Annotated in this window: 16 protein-coding genes and 1 other RNA gene; 7 read left to right on the top strand and 10 right to left on the bottom strand. The window is 45.4% G+C overall.

Translation table 11 applies throughout. The features are described 5' to 3' along the window. Positions 1-116: 116 nt before the first annotated feature. From KDM92_RS12905 to gyrA, 4 genes are all read right to left on the bottom strand, one after another. On the bottom strand, positions 117-1,046 hold the full coding sequence (locus KDM92_RS12905) for a prephenate dehydrogenase (protein ID WP_212684871.1): 930 nt from the start codon (positions 1,044-1,046) through the stop codon (positions 117-119). A gap of 289 nt (positions 1,047-1,335) precedes the next feature. Continuing rightward, on the bottom strand, positions 1,336-2,409 hold the full coding sequence (gene pheA / locus KDM92_RS12900) for a prephenate dehydratase (RefSeq protein ID WP_212684870.1): 1,074 nt from the start codon (positions 2,407-2,409) through the stop codon (positions 1,336-1,338). A gap of 711 nt (positions 2,410-3,120) precedes the next feature. Next, on the bottom strand, positions 3,121-4,233 hold the full coding sequence (serC, locus tag KDM92_RS12895; protein WP_212684869.1) for a 3-phosphoserine/phosphohydroxythreonine transaminase: 1,113 nt from the start codon (positions 4,231-4,233) through the stop codon (positions 3,121-3,123). A gap of 142 nt (positions 4,234-4,375) precedes the next feature. Then, entirely contained in the window at positions 4,376-7,009 is a 2,634-nt protein-coding gene (gene gyrA, locus KDM92_RS12890) for a DNA gyrase subunit A (RefSeq protein WP_212684868.1), read from the bottom strand. 581 nt (positions 7,010-7,590) lie between these two features. On the opposite strand from gyrA, the gene ompA reads away from it, so the two are divergent. The 4 genes from ompA (at position 7,591) to ssrA (ending at position 10,282) form a co-directional block, all read left to right on the top strand. Next, on the top strand, positions 7,591-8,259 hold the full coding sequence (gene ompA, locus KDM92_RS12885; RefSeq protein WP_212684867.1) for an outer membrane protein OmpA: 669 nt from the start codon (positions 7,591-7,593) through the stop codon (positions 8,257-8,259). 193 nt (positions 8,260-8,452) lie between these two features. Beyond that, a complete protein-coding gene (gene ubiG, locus KDM92_RS12880; RefSeq protein WP_212684866.1) occupies positions 8,453-9,178 on the top strand; it encodes a bifunctional 2-polyprenyl-6-hydroxyphenol methylase/3-demethylubiquinol 3-O-methyltransferase UbiG in 726 nt (241 codons plus the stop codon). Next, positions 9,175-9,852, top strand: a complete 678-nt coding sequence (locus KDM92_RS12875) for an HAD family hydrolase (RefSeq protein ID WP_212684865.1) — start codon at positions 9,175-9,177, stop codon at positions 9,850-9,852. The genes ubiG and KDM92_RS12875 overlap by 4 nt, the downstream gene beginning before the upstream one ends. Positions 9,853-9,921: 69 nt before the next feature. Further along, positions 9,922-10,282, top strand: a transfer-messenger RNA (tmRNA) gene (gene ssrA, locus KDM92_RS12870). Positions 10,283-10,429: 147 nt separating this feature from the next. Here ssrA and KDM92_RS12865 read toward each other — a convergent pair. Beyond that, the gene (locus tag KDM92_RS12865; protein ID WP_212684864.1) at positions 10,430-10,744 is read right to left on the bottom strand and encodes a hypothetical protein; all 315 of its coding nucleotides are present in this window, start codon (positions 10,742-10,744) and stop codon (positions 10,430-10,432) included. Between the two features lie 85 nt (positions 10,745-10,829). Continuing rightward, positions 10,830-11,015: a hypothetical protein gene (locus KDM92_RS12860; RefSeq protein WP_212684863.1), complete on the bottom strand. Its 186-nt coding sequence runs from the start codon at positions 11,013-11,015 to the stop codon at positions 10,830-10,832. A 250-nt stretch (positions 11,016-11,265) separates the two neighbouring features. On the opposite strand from KDM92_RS12860, the gene KDM92_RS12855 reads away from it, so the two are divergent. The 3 genes from KDM92_RS12855 to KDM92_RS12845 all read left to right on the top strand — a co-directional run bounded on the left by KDM92_RS12855 (position 11,266) and on the right by KDM92_RS12845 (position 12,462). Beyond that, complete coding sequence (locus KDM92_RS12855) at positions 11,266-11,541, top strand: Arc family DNA-binding protein (protein ID WP_212684862.1); 276 nt, start codon at positions 11,266-11,268, stop codon at positions 11,539-11,541. Positions 11,542-11,806: 265 nt separating this feature from the next. After that, complete coding sequence (locus KDM92_RS12850) at positions 11,807-11,983, top strand: type II toxin-antitoxin system HicA family toxin (protein WP_212684861.1); 177 nt, start codon at positions 11,807-11,809, stop codon at positions 11,981-11,983. A gap of 56 nt (positions 11,984-12,039) precedes the next feature. After that, the gene (locus KDM92_RS12845; RefSeq protein ID WP_212684860.1) at positions 12,040-12,462 is read left to right on the top strand and encodes a type II toxin-antitoxin system HicB family antitoxin; all 423 of its coding nucleotides are present in this window, start codon (positions 12,040-12,042) and stop codon (positions 12,460-12,462) included. On the opposite strand, the gene KDM92_RS12840 is transcribed toward KDM92_RS12845, so the two are convergent. Genes KDM92_RS12840 through KDM92_RS12825 form a run of 4 tightly spaced genes read right to left on the bottom strand, consistent with a single transcriptional unit; the run spans position 12,459 to position 14,036 of the window. Next, positions 12,459-12,941 (bottom strand): hypothetical protein, encoded by a 483-nt coding sequence (locus KDM92_RS12840; RefSeq protein ID WP_212684859.1) that lies wholly within the window; start codon positions 12,939-12,941, stop codon positions 12,459-12,461. The genes KDM92_RS12845 and KDM92_RS12840 overlap by 4 nt on opposite strands. After that, positions 12,929-13,399, bottom strand: a complete 471-nt coding sequence (locus tag KDM92_RS12835; RefSeq protein WP_212684858.1) for a lysozyme — start codon at positions 13,397-13,399, stop codon at positions 12,929-12,931. The genes KDM92_RS12840 and KDM92_RS12835 overlap by 13 nt, the downstream gene beginning before the upstream one ends. Further along, on the bottom strand, positions 13,396-13,692 hold the full coding sequence (locus tag KDM92_RS12830) for a hypothetical protein (protein ID WP_212684857.1): 297 nt from the start codon (positions 13,690-13,692) through the stop codon (positions 13,396-13,398). The genes KDM92_RS12835 and KDM92_RS12830 overlap by 4 nt, the downstream gene beginning before the upstream one ends. Positions 13,693-13,703: 11 nt before the next feature. Beyond that, entirely contained in the window at positions 13,704-14,036 is a 333-nt protein-coding gene (locus KDM92_RS12825) for a hypothetical protein (RefSeq protein WP_212684856.1), read from the bottom strand. Positions 14,037-14,042 lie beyond the last annotated feature (6 nt).

Here is a 14,042-nt window from a genome sequence, read left to right as displayed (position 1 = left end):
TAAATACAACAAAATCTATTCGCGTAGTGTGGGCTGTACACACCTTTTTTTTAACCAATCACCTCGATGCGCACGGCGTAAGTTATTTAATTCTACTTATACCTACTTATACCTATTTAATCGCCGCCATCTCTATACTGTGCTTCTGCTGCTTCGATCGCTGTAATCCAATTTAGCCGCGCGGTTTGTGCACGACTGTAAATTGCTTCTAAAGCAGCGCTATCATTAGCTTCTAAACTTGCTCGCAATTGTTTTAATTTGGCGCTATAAGAATCTAACTCTTCCAAAATGGCATCACGATTAGCCAGACTAATATCGCGCCACATCTCTGGCGAAGACCCCGCAATACGTGTGAAATCTCGAAAGCCACTTGCTGCATATTGAAACAAGCGATCCACGTGCGGTTTTGCAGCGATATCATCTACTAAAGCATAGGCCAACAGATGCGGCAAATGGCTCACTGAGGCGAACACTTGGTCGTGTTCTTTATGACTTAAATAATGAATAATCGCGCCACATAAACGCCATGCTTGCGCAAGCAATTCAACTACTTGATCACTATTTTCTGCTAGACGTGTAATCACGACTTTTTTGCCAACATACAAATCATCGATAGCTGCTTCAGGCCCATTTTTTTCGCGCCCGGCAATTGGATGTGCTGGGACAAATTGCGCGATTTTTTCATGCAAGGCATTTCGTGCAGCACGTACTACATCGGCTTTAGTGCTGCCAACATCTGTGACTAAAGTGTTCGCCCTCAAATACGGATAAATCGCGCTGAGTATCTTTTCAGTTTGAGCAACTGGTGTCGCGATCACAATCAAATCTGCATCTAGCACGGCGGATGCGGTATCGTCGGTAAAGCTGTCGATAATATTTAGCTGCTTCGCGCTCTCCAAAGAAGCTAAGTGGCGGTCTAATCCGACGACATGCGTTACTGCGTTCGCTTTTTTTAATGACAAAGCGAAGGAGCCGCCGATTAAACCAACGCCGATCAGAACAACTTTGTTAAAGAGTGGACGTACAGACGTCTCATCATTCTTCATTTTTAAAATCACTATCAACAATTATTTTATTAGAACACGTTTTGACTGCTCCCTTCTCCCGCAAGCGGGAGAAGGGTTGGGGATGAGGGTGATTCAGATTCCAGAACAATACTTAGGAACATAGAAATCAAGAGCGACGATAAACATACTCCTGAATTCGACTCGTAATTTCTGAGCCACCCTCACCCTAGCCCTCTCCCGCTTGCGGGAGAGGGAATGTTATTCGAACCTATTCATTCAAAATTTCATTCGTCGTGTAGTGTGGGTGCAACCTGCACCTATCCTCACCTCAAACCGTGCAAGGATACGATCCAAGAATTTTAAAAAAAGCCGCATCCTGATTCAACTCCTCCATCGCCGCTTTGACCTTGGCATCCATTGCATGCCCCTCGACATCAACGTAGAAGTAATATTCCCAATTGCCTGTGCGTGCCGGACGTGATTCGAAGCGTGTCATTGATACACCGTGCTTGGACAGAGGAGCCAACAAATTGTAAACAGCACCTGCCTTGTTCGGCGTTGCTAACACGATAGAGGTTTGATCCTTGCCGCTAGGCGTCGTATTCAAACGCCCCACCACCGCAAAGCGCGTGCGGTTATGTGGATCGTCTTGAATATGCGCATTGACAATTCCCAGATTGTATTGATGGCCGGCGATTTCACTCGCAATCGCCGCCACGCTGTAATCGGCACTCGCCATACGCGCGGCTTCGGCATTAGAGGCAACGGCTTGTCGCTCAACGTGCGGGTAATGTTGATTGAGCCAAGCTTGACACTGCGCCAGTGCTTGCGAGTGTGCACAGATACGCGTCACACCTTCCATCGTACCGGACTTACTCATCAAGCTATGCTGCACAGGAATCGCGACTTCGCCACTAATCGCCAGACTCGTTTGCAATAGCAAATCGAGAGTGCGATTAATAGCGCCCTCAGAAGAATTTTCGATCGGCACCACGCCAAAATCGGCTGTACCTGCTTCGGTCGCACGGAATACTTCGTCGATAGAAATGCAAGGCAAAGCTTCGATCGCGTGACCGAATTGCTTATACACCGCTTGCTCGCTAAAAGTACCAACGGGACCCAAGAATGCCACCACCACACGCCGCTCTAGCGCGCGACAGGCGGACATCACTTCACGGAAAATTAATTGAATATCTTCATTCAGCAAAGGGCCGGTATTTTTTGCAGCCATATTGCGCAAGACCTGTGCCTCACGCTCGGGTCGAAACACGGGCGCATTGGTCTCTGCCTTCACATGCCCAACTTCTTGCGCAACTTTAGCACGTTGATTCAGCAACTCTAAAATCGCCGCATCAATCGCATCGATTTTCTCTCTAAGAGGAAGTAATTTATTGTCGTTCATTTAAAAACCTAAAAACCGTTTTGGGATAGGTCTTACGCAAAACAGACGCTGGCGTTGTTGCGTTCACCTCGCCGTACATGCGTACTGTCTTCGGCTCCGCGCCTAGCCAGCACAATTTTGCGTAAGCCCTACAAAATTCATTGAAGCACAAAGTTTCAATGAAAAATATTAAGTAAGACTATCAATCTTATTCAAGCTTTTGACTTGATTCATCAGCGCCACGGTTTCTAGGTGATGGTGGGTACCATGCGAAGAAAGGGCTGATGATGCAGATGAATTTTGTTTATATCCAAGCGATCCAACAAAAAGCTCAAATGTAGGGCGGGTGCAACCCGCGCTGCTTACAAGCTCGAAATTCTGGCGGCGCGGGTTTCACCCGCCCTACAAACTAGTCGCCCTTAAATTTAATATAAGTATGTAATTGATCGATTGATCGTTCAACAAATCGGATTACTTTCTCTAAGTGCTCACGAAATTTCGAATCGTCTTGTTTTTTCGCCTCGCTCCGCAATTCTTCAAGTAATAATCTTATCTGCGCTTGATTAAAAATCGTGTCCCCTGCGCAATCAACAAACCGTAAACAAAAAGAATCCGACAGCTTTGGCCATGTAGTCATCGCAAGCTTCGAGATTACCTGTTGAGAATCGAAAACCTCCTGCTTTTCTTCGTGCCGTTCATTGATTCACGCAACATCAACGCCCATCATGAATCCTAACTCTTAAAAGTATTCTGCGTCGCAAAATCCCGCATAAACGCCACTAAAGCCTGCACGCCTTCGATCGGCATTGCGTTATAAATCGAGGCGCGCATGCCGCCGACTGATTTATGTCCTTTCAACTGCAACAAACCACGTTCTTTCGCGGCTGTCAAAAACGCGGCATTTAAGGACTCGTCTTTCAAATAGAAAGGCACGTTCATGCGAGAACGGAATTCTTTCGCGACTTTCGTCACATAGAAGTCGGTACTATCCAAAAAGTCATACAGCAAATTGGCTTTCGCGATATTTTGACGCTCCATCGCCGCTACGCCACCCTGTCGCTTCAACCATTGGAACACTAAGCCAGCGATATAAATGGAATAGGTCGGTGGCGTGTTATACATGGAATCATTGTCCGCCACATTTTTCCAATCAAAGGCAGACGGGCAAATGGATAAGGCAGAGCCTAACAAATCTTCACGCACAATAACCAAGGTCAAACCTGCAGGGCCAATGTTCTTTTGTGCACCACCAAAAATCACACCATATTTAGCAAAATCAATCTCGCGCGACAAAATATGCGAGGACATGTCGGCTACTAAAGGGGCATTATTGGTTCGCGCCGCGACGTCCGGGACAAAATGATATTCGACGCCATCTATAGTCTCGTTGGTACACACATGCACGTACGCGGGATCAGCACTCAATTGCCAACTGCTTGGGTTTGGAACGACGTCAAAACCCGTCGCTTGGCTCGACGCCGCAACATTCACGTTTGCGTATTTTTGCGCTTCCTTAATCGACTTTCCACTCCAAGATCCGGTGTGAATAAAATCAATGGTTGCAGGCTGTGTTTTACGCCCGACCAAATTCATAGGAATAATCGCGTTTTCGCCGAGACCACCGCCCTGCAAAAACAAGATTTTATAGTTAGCAGGAACGTTCAATAGGTCGCGCAAATCGGCTTGGGCTTGCGCCAAGATAGACATAAATTCTGGACCACGATGACTCATTTCCATCACCGACATGCCGCTGCCATGCCAATCTAACATTTCATTCGCTGCCTGTTGCAAGACTTCTTTAGGTAAGACGGCTGGGCCGGCTGAGAAATTGTAGATCGTCGTCATGGTTTTCAAACCGTAGTATTAAACGTAAGGTGGGCACGATTTCTGTGCCCACGCTTCCGGCAAACGCCGGAGATTTATTTCAATATTTTCCGAAGTAATTTAAGCGTAACGCGTGGGCACGTAAACCGCGCCCACCCTACGATTATTCTTCGACAGCTGCGTCACTGCTTGCATCACCACCTTCAACTTCCGGATCAGCATCCGTTTCCACAATACGCTGCAAACCAGAAAGTTTAGTGCCATCTTCCACCGCAATCAAAGTCACACCTTGTGTCGCGCGACCCATTTCACGGATTTCAGAGACACGGGTACGGATCAACACGCCACCAGTGGTAATCAACATGATTTCATCAGTTGGTTCGACCAAGGTCGCGGCAACGACTTTACCGTTACGCTCTGAAGTTTGGATGGCAATCATGCCTTTGGTACCGCGGCCATGACGTGTGTATTCCGTAATTGGCGTGCGTTTGCCGAAGCCATTTTCAGTTGCCGTCAAAACGGATTGTTGTTCATTTTCTGCGACCAACAAGGCGATGACTTGTTGACCTTCTTCCAGATTCATACCGCGCACACCACGTGCGGTACGCCCCATAGGACGCACATCATTCTCATCAAAACGCACGGCCTTGCCCGCATCGGAGAACAGCATCACGTCGTGCTTACCGTCGGTCAAAGCTGCGCCGATCAAGAAGTCACCTTCATCCAGATCAACAGCAATAATGCCCGCCTTGCGAGGATTACTGAAATCAGTCAATGGCGTTTTCTTTACGGTACCAAGGCTGGTCGACATGAAGACATAATGATCTTCAGGGAAGCTACGATTATCACCAGACAATGGCAAGATCACCGTAATCTTTTCGCCCTCTTGCAATGGGAACATATTCACAATCGGCTTACCACGTGAATTACGTGAACCTTGCGGAACTTCATACACTTTCAACCAGTACATACGGCCACGGTTCGAGAAGCACAAGATGTAATCATGGGTATTCGCGACGAAGAGTTGTTCGATCCAATCGTCATCCTTTGTCGCGGCTGCTTGCTTACCACGTCCACCCCGTTTTTGCGCTCGATATTCGGACAATGGTTGTGACTTCATATAACCAGTGTGCGATAAGGTGACAACCATATCAACAGGGGTAATCAAATCTTCGGTTTCTAAGTCGGTTGCATTCAAGACGATTTCAGAACGACGTGCATCTTTATTGCCGATGCCGTATTCGTTCATGCAGGCTGTCATTTCATCGGTAATGATGACAGTGACGCGCTCTGGCTTAGACAAAATATCCAACAGATCAGCGATCTCTGCCATCACATCTTTATATTCATTGACGATTTTATCTTGTTCCAAACCGGTCAAGCGTTGCAAACGCATTTGCAAAATCTCTTGCGCTTGATCGTCAGACAATTTATACAAACCATCTGGCTGGATACCATAGTGCTTAGGCAAACTCTCAGGACGGAATGCTTCGATACCGCCTGGATTATCAGCTGCTGTGCGCGTCAACATTTCACGCACCATAGAGCTATCCCAAGCGCGTGTCATCAACTCTTGTTTCGCGATCGGTGGCGTTGGTGCCGCTTTAATAATTGCGATGAAATCGTCGATATTTGCCAAGGCAACTGCCAAACCTTCCAATACATGACCACGATCACGCGCTTTGCGCAATTCAAATACTGTGCGGCGTGTGACTACCTCGCGACGATGCGACAAGAAGCATTCCAGCATTTGCTTCAAGTTCAACAACTTCGGTTGACCATTCACCAAAGCCACCATATTCATACCAAACGTATCTTGCAATTGCGTTTGTTTGTACAAATTATTCAGGACGACTTCAGGAACTTCACCGCGCTTCAATTCGATCACAACGCGCATACCCGACTTATCGGATTCATCGCGGATATCAGAGATACCCTCGAGCTTTTTATCGCGAACGTTTTCAGCGATACGCTCCAACAAGGATTTTTTATTGACTTGGTACGGCAACTCATCAACGATGATCGCAGTACGACCTTCTTTACCAAATTCTTCAAAGTGCGTTTTTGCACGCATCACAACACGACCACGGCCAGTACGATAACCATCACGCACACCGGATACGCCGTAAATCAAACCTGCAGTCGGGAAATCTGGTGCCGGAATGATTTCAATCAATTCATCAATCGTGCATTCTGGGTTACGCAATACATGCAACGCGCCGTTGATGATTTCAGTGATATTGTGCGGCGGAATATTGGTCGCCATACCAACCGCAATACCGGAAGAACCATTGATCAACAGATTCGGAATACGGGTTGGCAAAACGGATGGTTCTTTTTCTTTACCATCGTAATTAGGCACAAAATCGACGGTTTCTTTGTCGATGTCTGCCAAAATTTCATTCGCGATTTTATCCAAGCGACATTCGGTATAACGCATCGCTGCCGCATTGTCGCCATCGACAGAACCGAAGTTACCTTGACCATCCACCAGCGTGTAACGCAAGGAAAAGTCCTGCGCCATACGCACTAAGGTATCGTAAATGGAAGCATCGCCATGCGGGTGATACTTACCCATGACTTCACCGACCACACGCGCACATTTGACGAATGGGCGGTTGTAGACGTTATTCATTTCATGCATCGCGAACAACACGCGTCTATGCACAGGCTTTAAACCATCACGCACATCCGGCAAAGCACGACCTACGATCACGCTCATGGCGTAATCTAGGTAGCTCTTGCGCATTTCTTCTTCAAGGGAAATCGGGAGTGTTTCTTTTGCGAATTGATCCATTGGCGGTCAGACTTGTCTAATTGCTTAAATATTTGCTTAAAAATGCAGCAGTAAGCTTGGTTAAAATAACAAGCCAGCACGAGGCTGGCGGAAGACCTACATATGCTAACTAAATCTCAAGCGCTGCTTACGCAACCTCTTTTTGGGATTTAGTATTCAACTGTTCATTTTAGCACGGCTACTATATGAAATTAGGGTTTTTATAGCTTGAAAAGACTGCATCACCGACGGATGCAAGACTCACCAATAAAAAACTATCAACACCACCACAAACTCGACATTACAAAACCACATTCCTATCGACGGCACCTACTACAAAAATCCTGTTGCCAAAAAAAGACATAAACATCGCAGACTCTAATTAGAGCGAAGACGAATTGAGTTCAACAAAGTGGACTTGTGGCAAACTCTTTCTGTCGCATCGCACAAGGTATTCATTGATTTAGAATAATTCTGCTATGACAGTCACACTGTTGTCATCGAGCACGTGATAAAATTCTACTGTTACAGATTTTGTATCTTGCATTTTTGCATCTTTTAACGCAGTTCAACTGCGATTATTCTCAACCGAGGAAAAATATATGAAACTTTTAGTCAAGCTCGCGATTGCAGCATCGGCTGTTGCATCATTTGCTGCATCGGCACAAACGATTACTGATATCAAAGCCAACACTCCATATAGCGCGTATGTTCAGGATGCACGTGGCATTATCGTGCGCGATCCATTCGGTTTGTGCTGGCGCACTGGCTACTACACACCTGCAGATGCAGTAGCAGGTTGTGATTTGCCATTGGCACCTCCAACACCAGTGGCACCTCCGCCTCCACCAGCGCCAGTTGCTCCTCCGCCACCACCGCCAGCACCGGCACCAGCACCTGTGCCGACTTCTGAAAAAGTAACTTTTGCAGCAGATGCTTTCTTTGACTTCGACAAAGCAATTTTGAAGCCAGAAGCTAAAGTAAAACTGGACGACATGACATCCAAGTTGAAAGATGTGAACTTGGAAGTAATCGTTGCTGTTGGTCACACAGACTCTGTTGGCACAGACGAATACAACCAAAAATTGTCTATTCGCCGCTCTGAAGCAGTGAAGGCTTACATCATCAGCCGTGGCATTGATGCAAAGCGTGTTTTCTCTGAAGGCAAAGGCGAAAAACAACCAGTTGCAGATAACAAAACAAAAGAAGGTCGTGCTAAAAACCGCCGCGTTGAAATCGAAGTGGTTGGTACACGTACAATCAATAAATAAGTCTGACTGATTTACATAAAAAAAACCCGCTTCGGCGGGTTTTTTTATTGGCAATCAAAGAAGCTAGAATTTCTTTTGCAGCAAACTCTGGTTAAAACAACTTCCATCCTTATTTACTCTAAAATAGCGCGTTATTAAACAGACCCAATTTGATAAGCAACGCAACGGACTTTGAACATTAGCGAATTCTACTATGACAATAAACACTTCGAACCATGCTGCAAGCAATGTCGATCCCTCTGAAATTCAAAAATTCAGTGACTTGGCGCATCGTTGGTGGGATCCCAGCTCAGAATTTAAACCTTTGCATGAGATCAATCCCTTACGATTAGAATGGATCAACAACTTAGCGCCTTTAGCAGGAAAAAAAGTCATCGATATTGGTTGCGGCGGTGGCATATTAGCCGAATCAATGGCAAAGAAAAATGCGCAGGTCACTGGTATCGATTTGTCCGAGAAAGCGCTTAAAGTTGCCGATCTACACAGCCTTGAATCTGGCGTCCAAGTTCGATACGAGAAAATTGCGGCTGAAGAAATTGCAGAGCGAGAAGCTGGACAGTACGACGTTGTAACATGCATGGAAATGTTAGAACACGTGCCCGATCCATCTTCAATAATTCGTGCCTGCGCAAGCTTGGTCAAACCCGGTGGAAAAGTGTTTTTCTCAACGATCAATCGTAATCCTAAAGCCTATCTGTTTGCGATCATTGGCGCCGAATATCTTTTACAAATGCTACCGAAAGGTACACATGATTATGAAAAGTTCATCACACCAGCGGAGCTAACACAAGACATTCGCAACGCCGGACTGATCGTTGATGCCATGAAAGGCATGAGCTACAACCCAATCAGCAAAATTTATTCACTCAATCAAGATACTAGCGTTAACTATCTAGTTGCCTGCACTCGCCCACTATGATTACACCAAAAGCTGTTTTATTTGACCTCGACGGCACCTTAGCAGATACCGCACCCGACCTCGCTGCAGCGGTCAACTTAATGCGTATTAGACGTGGCTTAGAGCCAGCACCCTACCTTAGCTTAAGACCATTCGCCTCTGCTGGTGCACGTGGACTAATTGGGGCGGCATTTCAGATAACCCCAGATCATGCTGAATATGAAGCAATGCGTGTAGAATTTCTTGCCAACTACGAATCTGCGATTGCAGCTCAAAGTAAATTATTTTCTGGCGTGAGAGAACTGATTTCCGGCTTAGAAAATCTTGACGTCACATGGGGCATCATTACAAACAAAGCAGCAAGATTTACCACGCCACTAATTCCGCTGATCAGTTTAGAAAAAGCAGCTTGTGTGATCTCGGGTGACACAACTGCACATGCAAAGCCGCATCCAGAACCACTCTTGGAAGCTGCAAGACGGATTGGGATTACTACGACGGATTGCTGGTATGTTGGCGACGATTTACGTGATATGCAAGCAGCGCAAGCCGCTGGAATGACGAGTATTGCTGCGGCTTGGGGCTACTGCGGTGCGACTGAGCCTACCCATTGGAAAGCGGACGCGATTTTAGATTCGCCGCTTGAATTGCTAGAACTAGTGCGCGGCAAAATACAACAAACACAAATCGCCTAAATTAAGTTTTGAATCGCGACTTGAAAATTGAAACACACACTCTATATAGAGTATACTAAGCATTGCTTTGGGGTCGACCTGGTTTCGACAGGGGTTGCAAAGCAGCGCAGGGCATACCGAGGCCTGACTACCTCGTAAATACAATCAGAACTATATAACTGCAAACGATAATTCGTACGCATTAGCAGCTTAATCGCTCGCTAGCTCTACACCGCCTCTTCCCTAGGGTGGGCTGGCAACAGCAGTAGAGTCATTTATAGGGAATCGTCCTAAGCTGGGTTACTTAGCTTGGGCCTAAATAATAGGTAACTCGTTTTAACGCAGCGTGTGCGTCCGCGTCGTTAAAATTAAATTAAATGGCAGCACTAAGTATGTAGAACTGTCTGTAGAGTGCTTCTGGACGCGGGTTCGATTCCCGCCGACTCCACCAATTTATACCGCAATAAACCTCGCCAAACCCCATCAATACTAGGCTTTTGCCAAAGTATTAAGGTTTGGCGAAGTTGTTTTCAGTCCCCGTTTTCGCCCAAATTTCGCCCAAATTTATTTTATATTGACTGTATGTATACACAGTTAATTACCTTCCCTCTTGCCCTGTCGGTGCGCCGTGAGTAATGATCAGCCAAGACTGTGCATATTCTGCAACACCTTCATGTGTTTTTACTTGTTCAAAACCAGTCAAAACAAATCTGCCGCCCTCGATCCAAAGTATCTGAGCGTCGAGAAGATAACTTGATGACTCTCCAAGTTTGAACTCTGCAGTTCGAGACATTCGGTGAAGTTGACTTGAAGTGGTTTCCCGCAGGCTCAAGACACCAACATTTGCAGGGTGATAGCGATCAAAGAGGCGACCTTTTGGGATGACTATTCCTCGCTCCCGCATTTTTAGCATGTGGCATTTCATAACAAATACTGAATAAATAATCAGTATTTTCGCGTAAACCACAGAATATGTTTACTTAAATTTTCAATCGCTTTTATCGATCTACCAAGACCCTCTCAACACCAAACCACGCTGCATTAATATTTTCATCAAAGATTTTTTCGGCGAATCTGACCGCCGCCGCTCGGTCTTCAACTGCGTCAAATTTCCTAATTTCTTGTACGCCCCCGTCTTTTTGAATGCCGATTTTTGGAGCCCACATCATTTTTTCTTGATTCATTTTATTGTTTTATTGGTTAATGTTTGTGTATATTATTTTGTGATTCGGAGCTTGTAACCCACAACTTTTCAAAATCCTGATGATTGACACGCCAACGAAATTCGACCGAAAAATTTAACAGAATAACGATCGTTCTTGTTCGGTCAAATCGCTTGCAAAGACGCTGTTTTTCCGTCGATCAAATTTCAGTATTACATAGTAGCTATTAGCTACTATTTAACTAAATTTAGTTTATCTCTACCATCTTCGGATGGAAAATAAAAAAACATCAATTCTTCAGGATGAAGATAAATTTATGGTTCGCATGCCGGACGGAATGCGCGCCGAATTAAAAAAGATTGCTGAAAAAAATAACCGAAGCTTGAACGCTGAAATAATTCATCGGCTCGCGTCATCGTTATTTGTTCCCGCCGACATCTCGTCAGCTTGCGAAGAAATTCAACCACTTGATCGCGTTGATTTCGCTGTTAAGGTTTTAAAAAGAGCGGGGTTCAAAGTCACGCTTCCGACAGACAAGTGTGACTAGTTTTTGTTGTTATTGCGAGAAATAAATCGAGAAATTTGTTGCGTGCGAAAATCAGATTTATGTGATATGCAAGACACAACAACGAAACTTTATAATACCAAAACTACTGTATAAAAACACAGTATAAGCACAAAATGAAACATAGTAAAGCCCTTTCAACAGGGCTTTTTTTTCGCAAAAATTTACACAAAAATGCTTAAAAAATCTTGACTATTTAAACGTTTTTGTTTAAACTAGCATCATCGTAACAACAACAGGAGGTGATGTGAAACAAAGTGAGTTTGTTCGATGGTTGAGGAAGCAAGGGGCGACATTTACACATGGTAAGAATCACTTAAATGTGTATCTAAACGGAAAAAGAAGCCAAGTCCCAAGACACCCAGCCAAAGAACTGAAACAGCCGCTAGTCGAGGGAATTTTAAAACAACTTAACTTGAAATGAGAGATGCCCCGAAAGGGGCTTCTTGAAGCACATCACGCGAAATAGGAGCAATACCAATGAAATACCCAGCAACTTTCACACCAGCACCAGAGGGCGGCTTTGTCGTCACATTCAGAGATATTCCTGAATGCATCACACAGGGCGATGATGAAAAAGAAGCAATTGAGATGGCGGAAGATGCCCTTCTCTGCTCGATGGATTTTTACTTTGAAGATGGTCGACAAGTGCCGCCGCCATCAAAAAGAAAAGCTGGCGATCGCTTAATCTCTTTGCCGCTATCCGCTGCAGCGAAGATTCACTTACTAAATGAAATGCTTGAGCAAAAAGTAACGGCCTCGGAGCTTGCGCGCAGATTAAACACATCGCCCCAAGTCGTTAATCGATTAATTGACTTGAAGCACACAACGAAGATTGACTCGATCAATGACGCACTGCGCGCGCTTGGCAAAACGCTTAGCTTGTCGCTGTCCGCTGATTAATCAGCAAAACACTTAGCCAAGCGGACCTCTTGTTTAAACGACTCGAAGTCCGCAATTATCTGGTCTCGATCGTTTGCGAATCGGAAAAGACCTTCCTCAATTGCTCTTGGGAGTCTAACCGTCGTTTCTTCGACAACTCGGCTGGGGCTTGAGGCTTTTTCACTTCCTGCGGTACATAAATCACTTCGGGGGATGCGCAGCCCTGCAATGCGGCCAGCGCGCACATCACTGACATACTGATTAAACTTCTCTTCATGTTTGGCGATTTCGTCTGCATGATGCTGCCTCTCTTTAGTCAATTGCTGTTCTGTTGCTGTTAAATCTCGCCATGATTTAATGACTGCCATGTCGGCTGCTCGCTTATAAGCCGCACGCTCTTCTAGTCTGCCCTGCTCCCTGTAATGCTCTGGCATTAGTAAAACGAACATACCAATGGAAATACCGATTAACGCGTAGATATAGATTTTTATGTTAAACATAATTTTCTTTCTGCTTCACGTCGCTTCACAAGACCAGGTAATTCTTTACCGCCTGCCAACGTCCAGCGCATTAACTCATTACAAGCGCCGACCATGTCGCCAGCATTGGCACGTTTTGCCAGCGTCGATTTACACAGTTTTTCTTTGCCAACGTTAAAGCCAAATGAAATAAACGCGGCTTTCTGTCCATCTGTTAAAGGTCGCTTAATACAATCAATGTCGCTCGAATGCTTGAGTAAATCGGCATAGAGCATTTCTTGACACTGCTCAGGCGTGAAAGTCTGCCCAATCTTTAACTCTGGCCCCGTATGACCAACGCAAGCTGTGATGACGCCAATCGGGTCTTTATAAGTTTTGGTGACAGTCCCTTCAAAGAACATCACCAGCGGCACAAGCAGCGCGAGCGATCCCGCGCCAATCTTTGCAATCAGTCTTTGCTTAATCGTCGCATCTGTCATTTCGGCATGATCCCTGTTTTGATTGCCTGCCACGCGGCATAAGCAGCAGTAAACAATCCAATGATTGCAGCGAGTGGTACAGCTAATTTCCCTATCCATGCCAGCACTTTAAATGCACCTTTAAAGCTGGTAAGTATCTCGATCAACTCGCCCGTGTTTGTCTCTATGCGCTTAGTTGCCTCAGTATTTTCGGCAAGCTGCTCTTTTACAGTGGATAGTTCATCGTTAAAGTTGGTGATGCGCTCCCACATCTGGCTAAGAGTAGGTATTTCATTGCCGAAATCATCTTGCATGTGCCACCCTTTCATTTTGGTTCACGCATATCAGGAGGAAAGTGGTAGCGCGTTTTCTCTTTCTCATACGCACGCCTACAGTGTTCGAGGTCGTTGTTCTGAAAGTAGAACAAGAGATCGACAATAAATCCAAAAATCTTGTAGGGATAGCGATGTTGCAGGCGACCGCAGCGACTTGAAAAAGTCTCATCAGCCCAGGTATTCCACGAAAACGGGAATAGCCACACGTTGAGCAATTGATCAAACGCGATAAACATTTGAGTCAAGCCGTGCAACAAGATTTTAAAAAGTGGGTCGAGCTTCGCGCGAACTAACTTTAATTTTTGACGAGTCATCTTAAACATTGCTCA

It is taken from the genome of Affinundibacterium baiyunense (genome assembly GCF_018139645.1).
GTDB classification, from domain to species: Bacteria; Pseudomonadota; Gammaproteobacteria; order Burkholderiales; family Burkholderiaceae_D; genus Undibacterium; species Undibacterium baiyunense.
Note: the sequence above shows the minus strand (reverse complement) of the source record. Positions and strands in the feature narration are given on the sequence as shown.

Coding starts and splice junctions, on each gene's coding strand:
- KDM92_RS12905 (WP_212684871.1), bottom strand. CDS start 1,046: ATGAAGAATGATGAGACGTCTGTACGTCCACTCTTTAACAAAGTTGTT.
- pheA (WP_212684870.1), bottom strand. CDS start 2,409: ATGAACGACAATAAATTACTTCCTCTTAGAGAGAAAATCGATGCGATT.
- serC (WP_212684869.1), bottom strand. CDS start 4,233: ATGACGACGATCTACAATTTCTCAGCCGGCCCAGCCGTCTTACCTAAA.
- gyrA (WP_212684868.1), bottom strand. CDS start 7,009: ATGGATCAATTCGCAAAAGAAACACTCCCGATTTCCCTTGAAGAAGAA.
- ompA (WP_212684867.1), top strand. CDS start 7,591: ATGAAACTTTTAGTCAAGCTCGCGATTGCAGCATCGGCTGTTGCATCA.
- ubiG (WP_212684866.1), top strand. CDS start 8,453: ATGACAATAAACACTTCGAACCATGCTGCAAGCAATGTCGATCCCTCT.
- KDM92_RS12875 (WP_212684865.1), top strand. CDS start 9,175: ATGATTACACCAAAAGCTGTTTTATTTGACCTCGACGGCACCTTAGCA.
- KDM92_RS12865 (WP_212684864.1), bottom strand. CDS start 10,744: ATGCTAAAAATGCGGGAGCGAGGAATAGTCATCCCAAAAGGTCGCCTC.
- KDM92_RS12860 (WP_212684863.1), bottom strand. CDS start 11,015: ATGAATCAAGAAAAAATGATGTGGGCTCCAAAAATCGGCATTCAAAAA.
- KDM92_RS12855 (WP_212684862.1), top strand. CDS start 11,266: ATGGAAAATAAAAAAACATCAATTCTTCAGGATGAAGATAAATTTATG.
- KDM92_RS12845 (WP_212684860.1), top strand. CDS start 12,040: ATGAAATACCCAGCAACTTTCACACCAGCACCAGAGGGCGGCTTTGTC.
- KDM92_RS12840 (WP_212684859.1), bottom strand. CDS start 12,941: ATGTTTAACATAAAAATCTATATCTACGCGTTAATCGGTATTTCCATT.
- KDM92_RS12835 (WP_212684858.1), bottom strand. CDS start 13,399: ATGACAGATGCGACGATTAAGCAAAGACTGATTGCAAAGATTGGCGCG.
- KDM92_RS12830 (WP_212684857.1), bottom strand. CDS start 13,692: ATGCAAGATGATTTCGGCAATGAAATACCTACTCTTAGCCAGATGTGG.
- KDM92_RS12825 (WP_212684856.1), bottom strand. CDS start 14,036: ATGTTTAAGATGACTCGTCAAAAATTAAAGTTAGTTCGCGCGAAGCTC.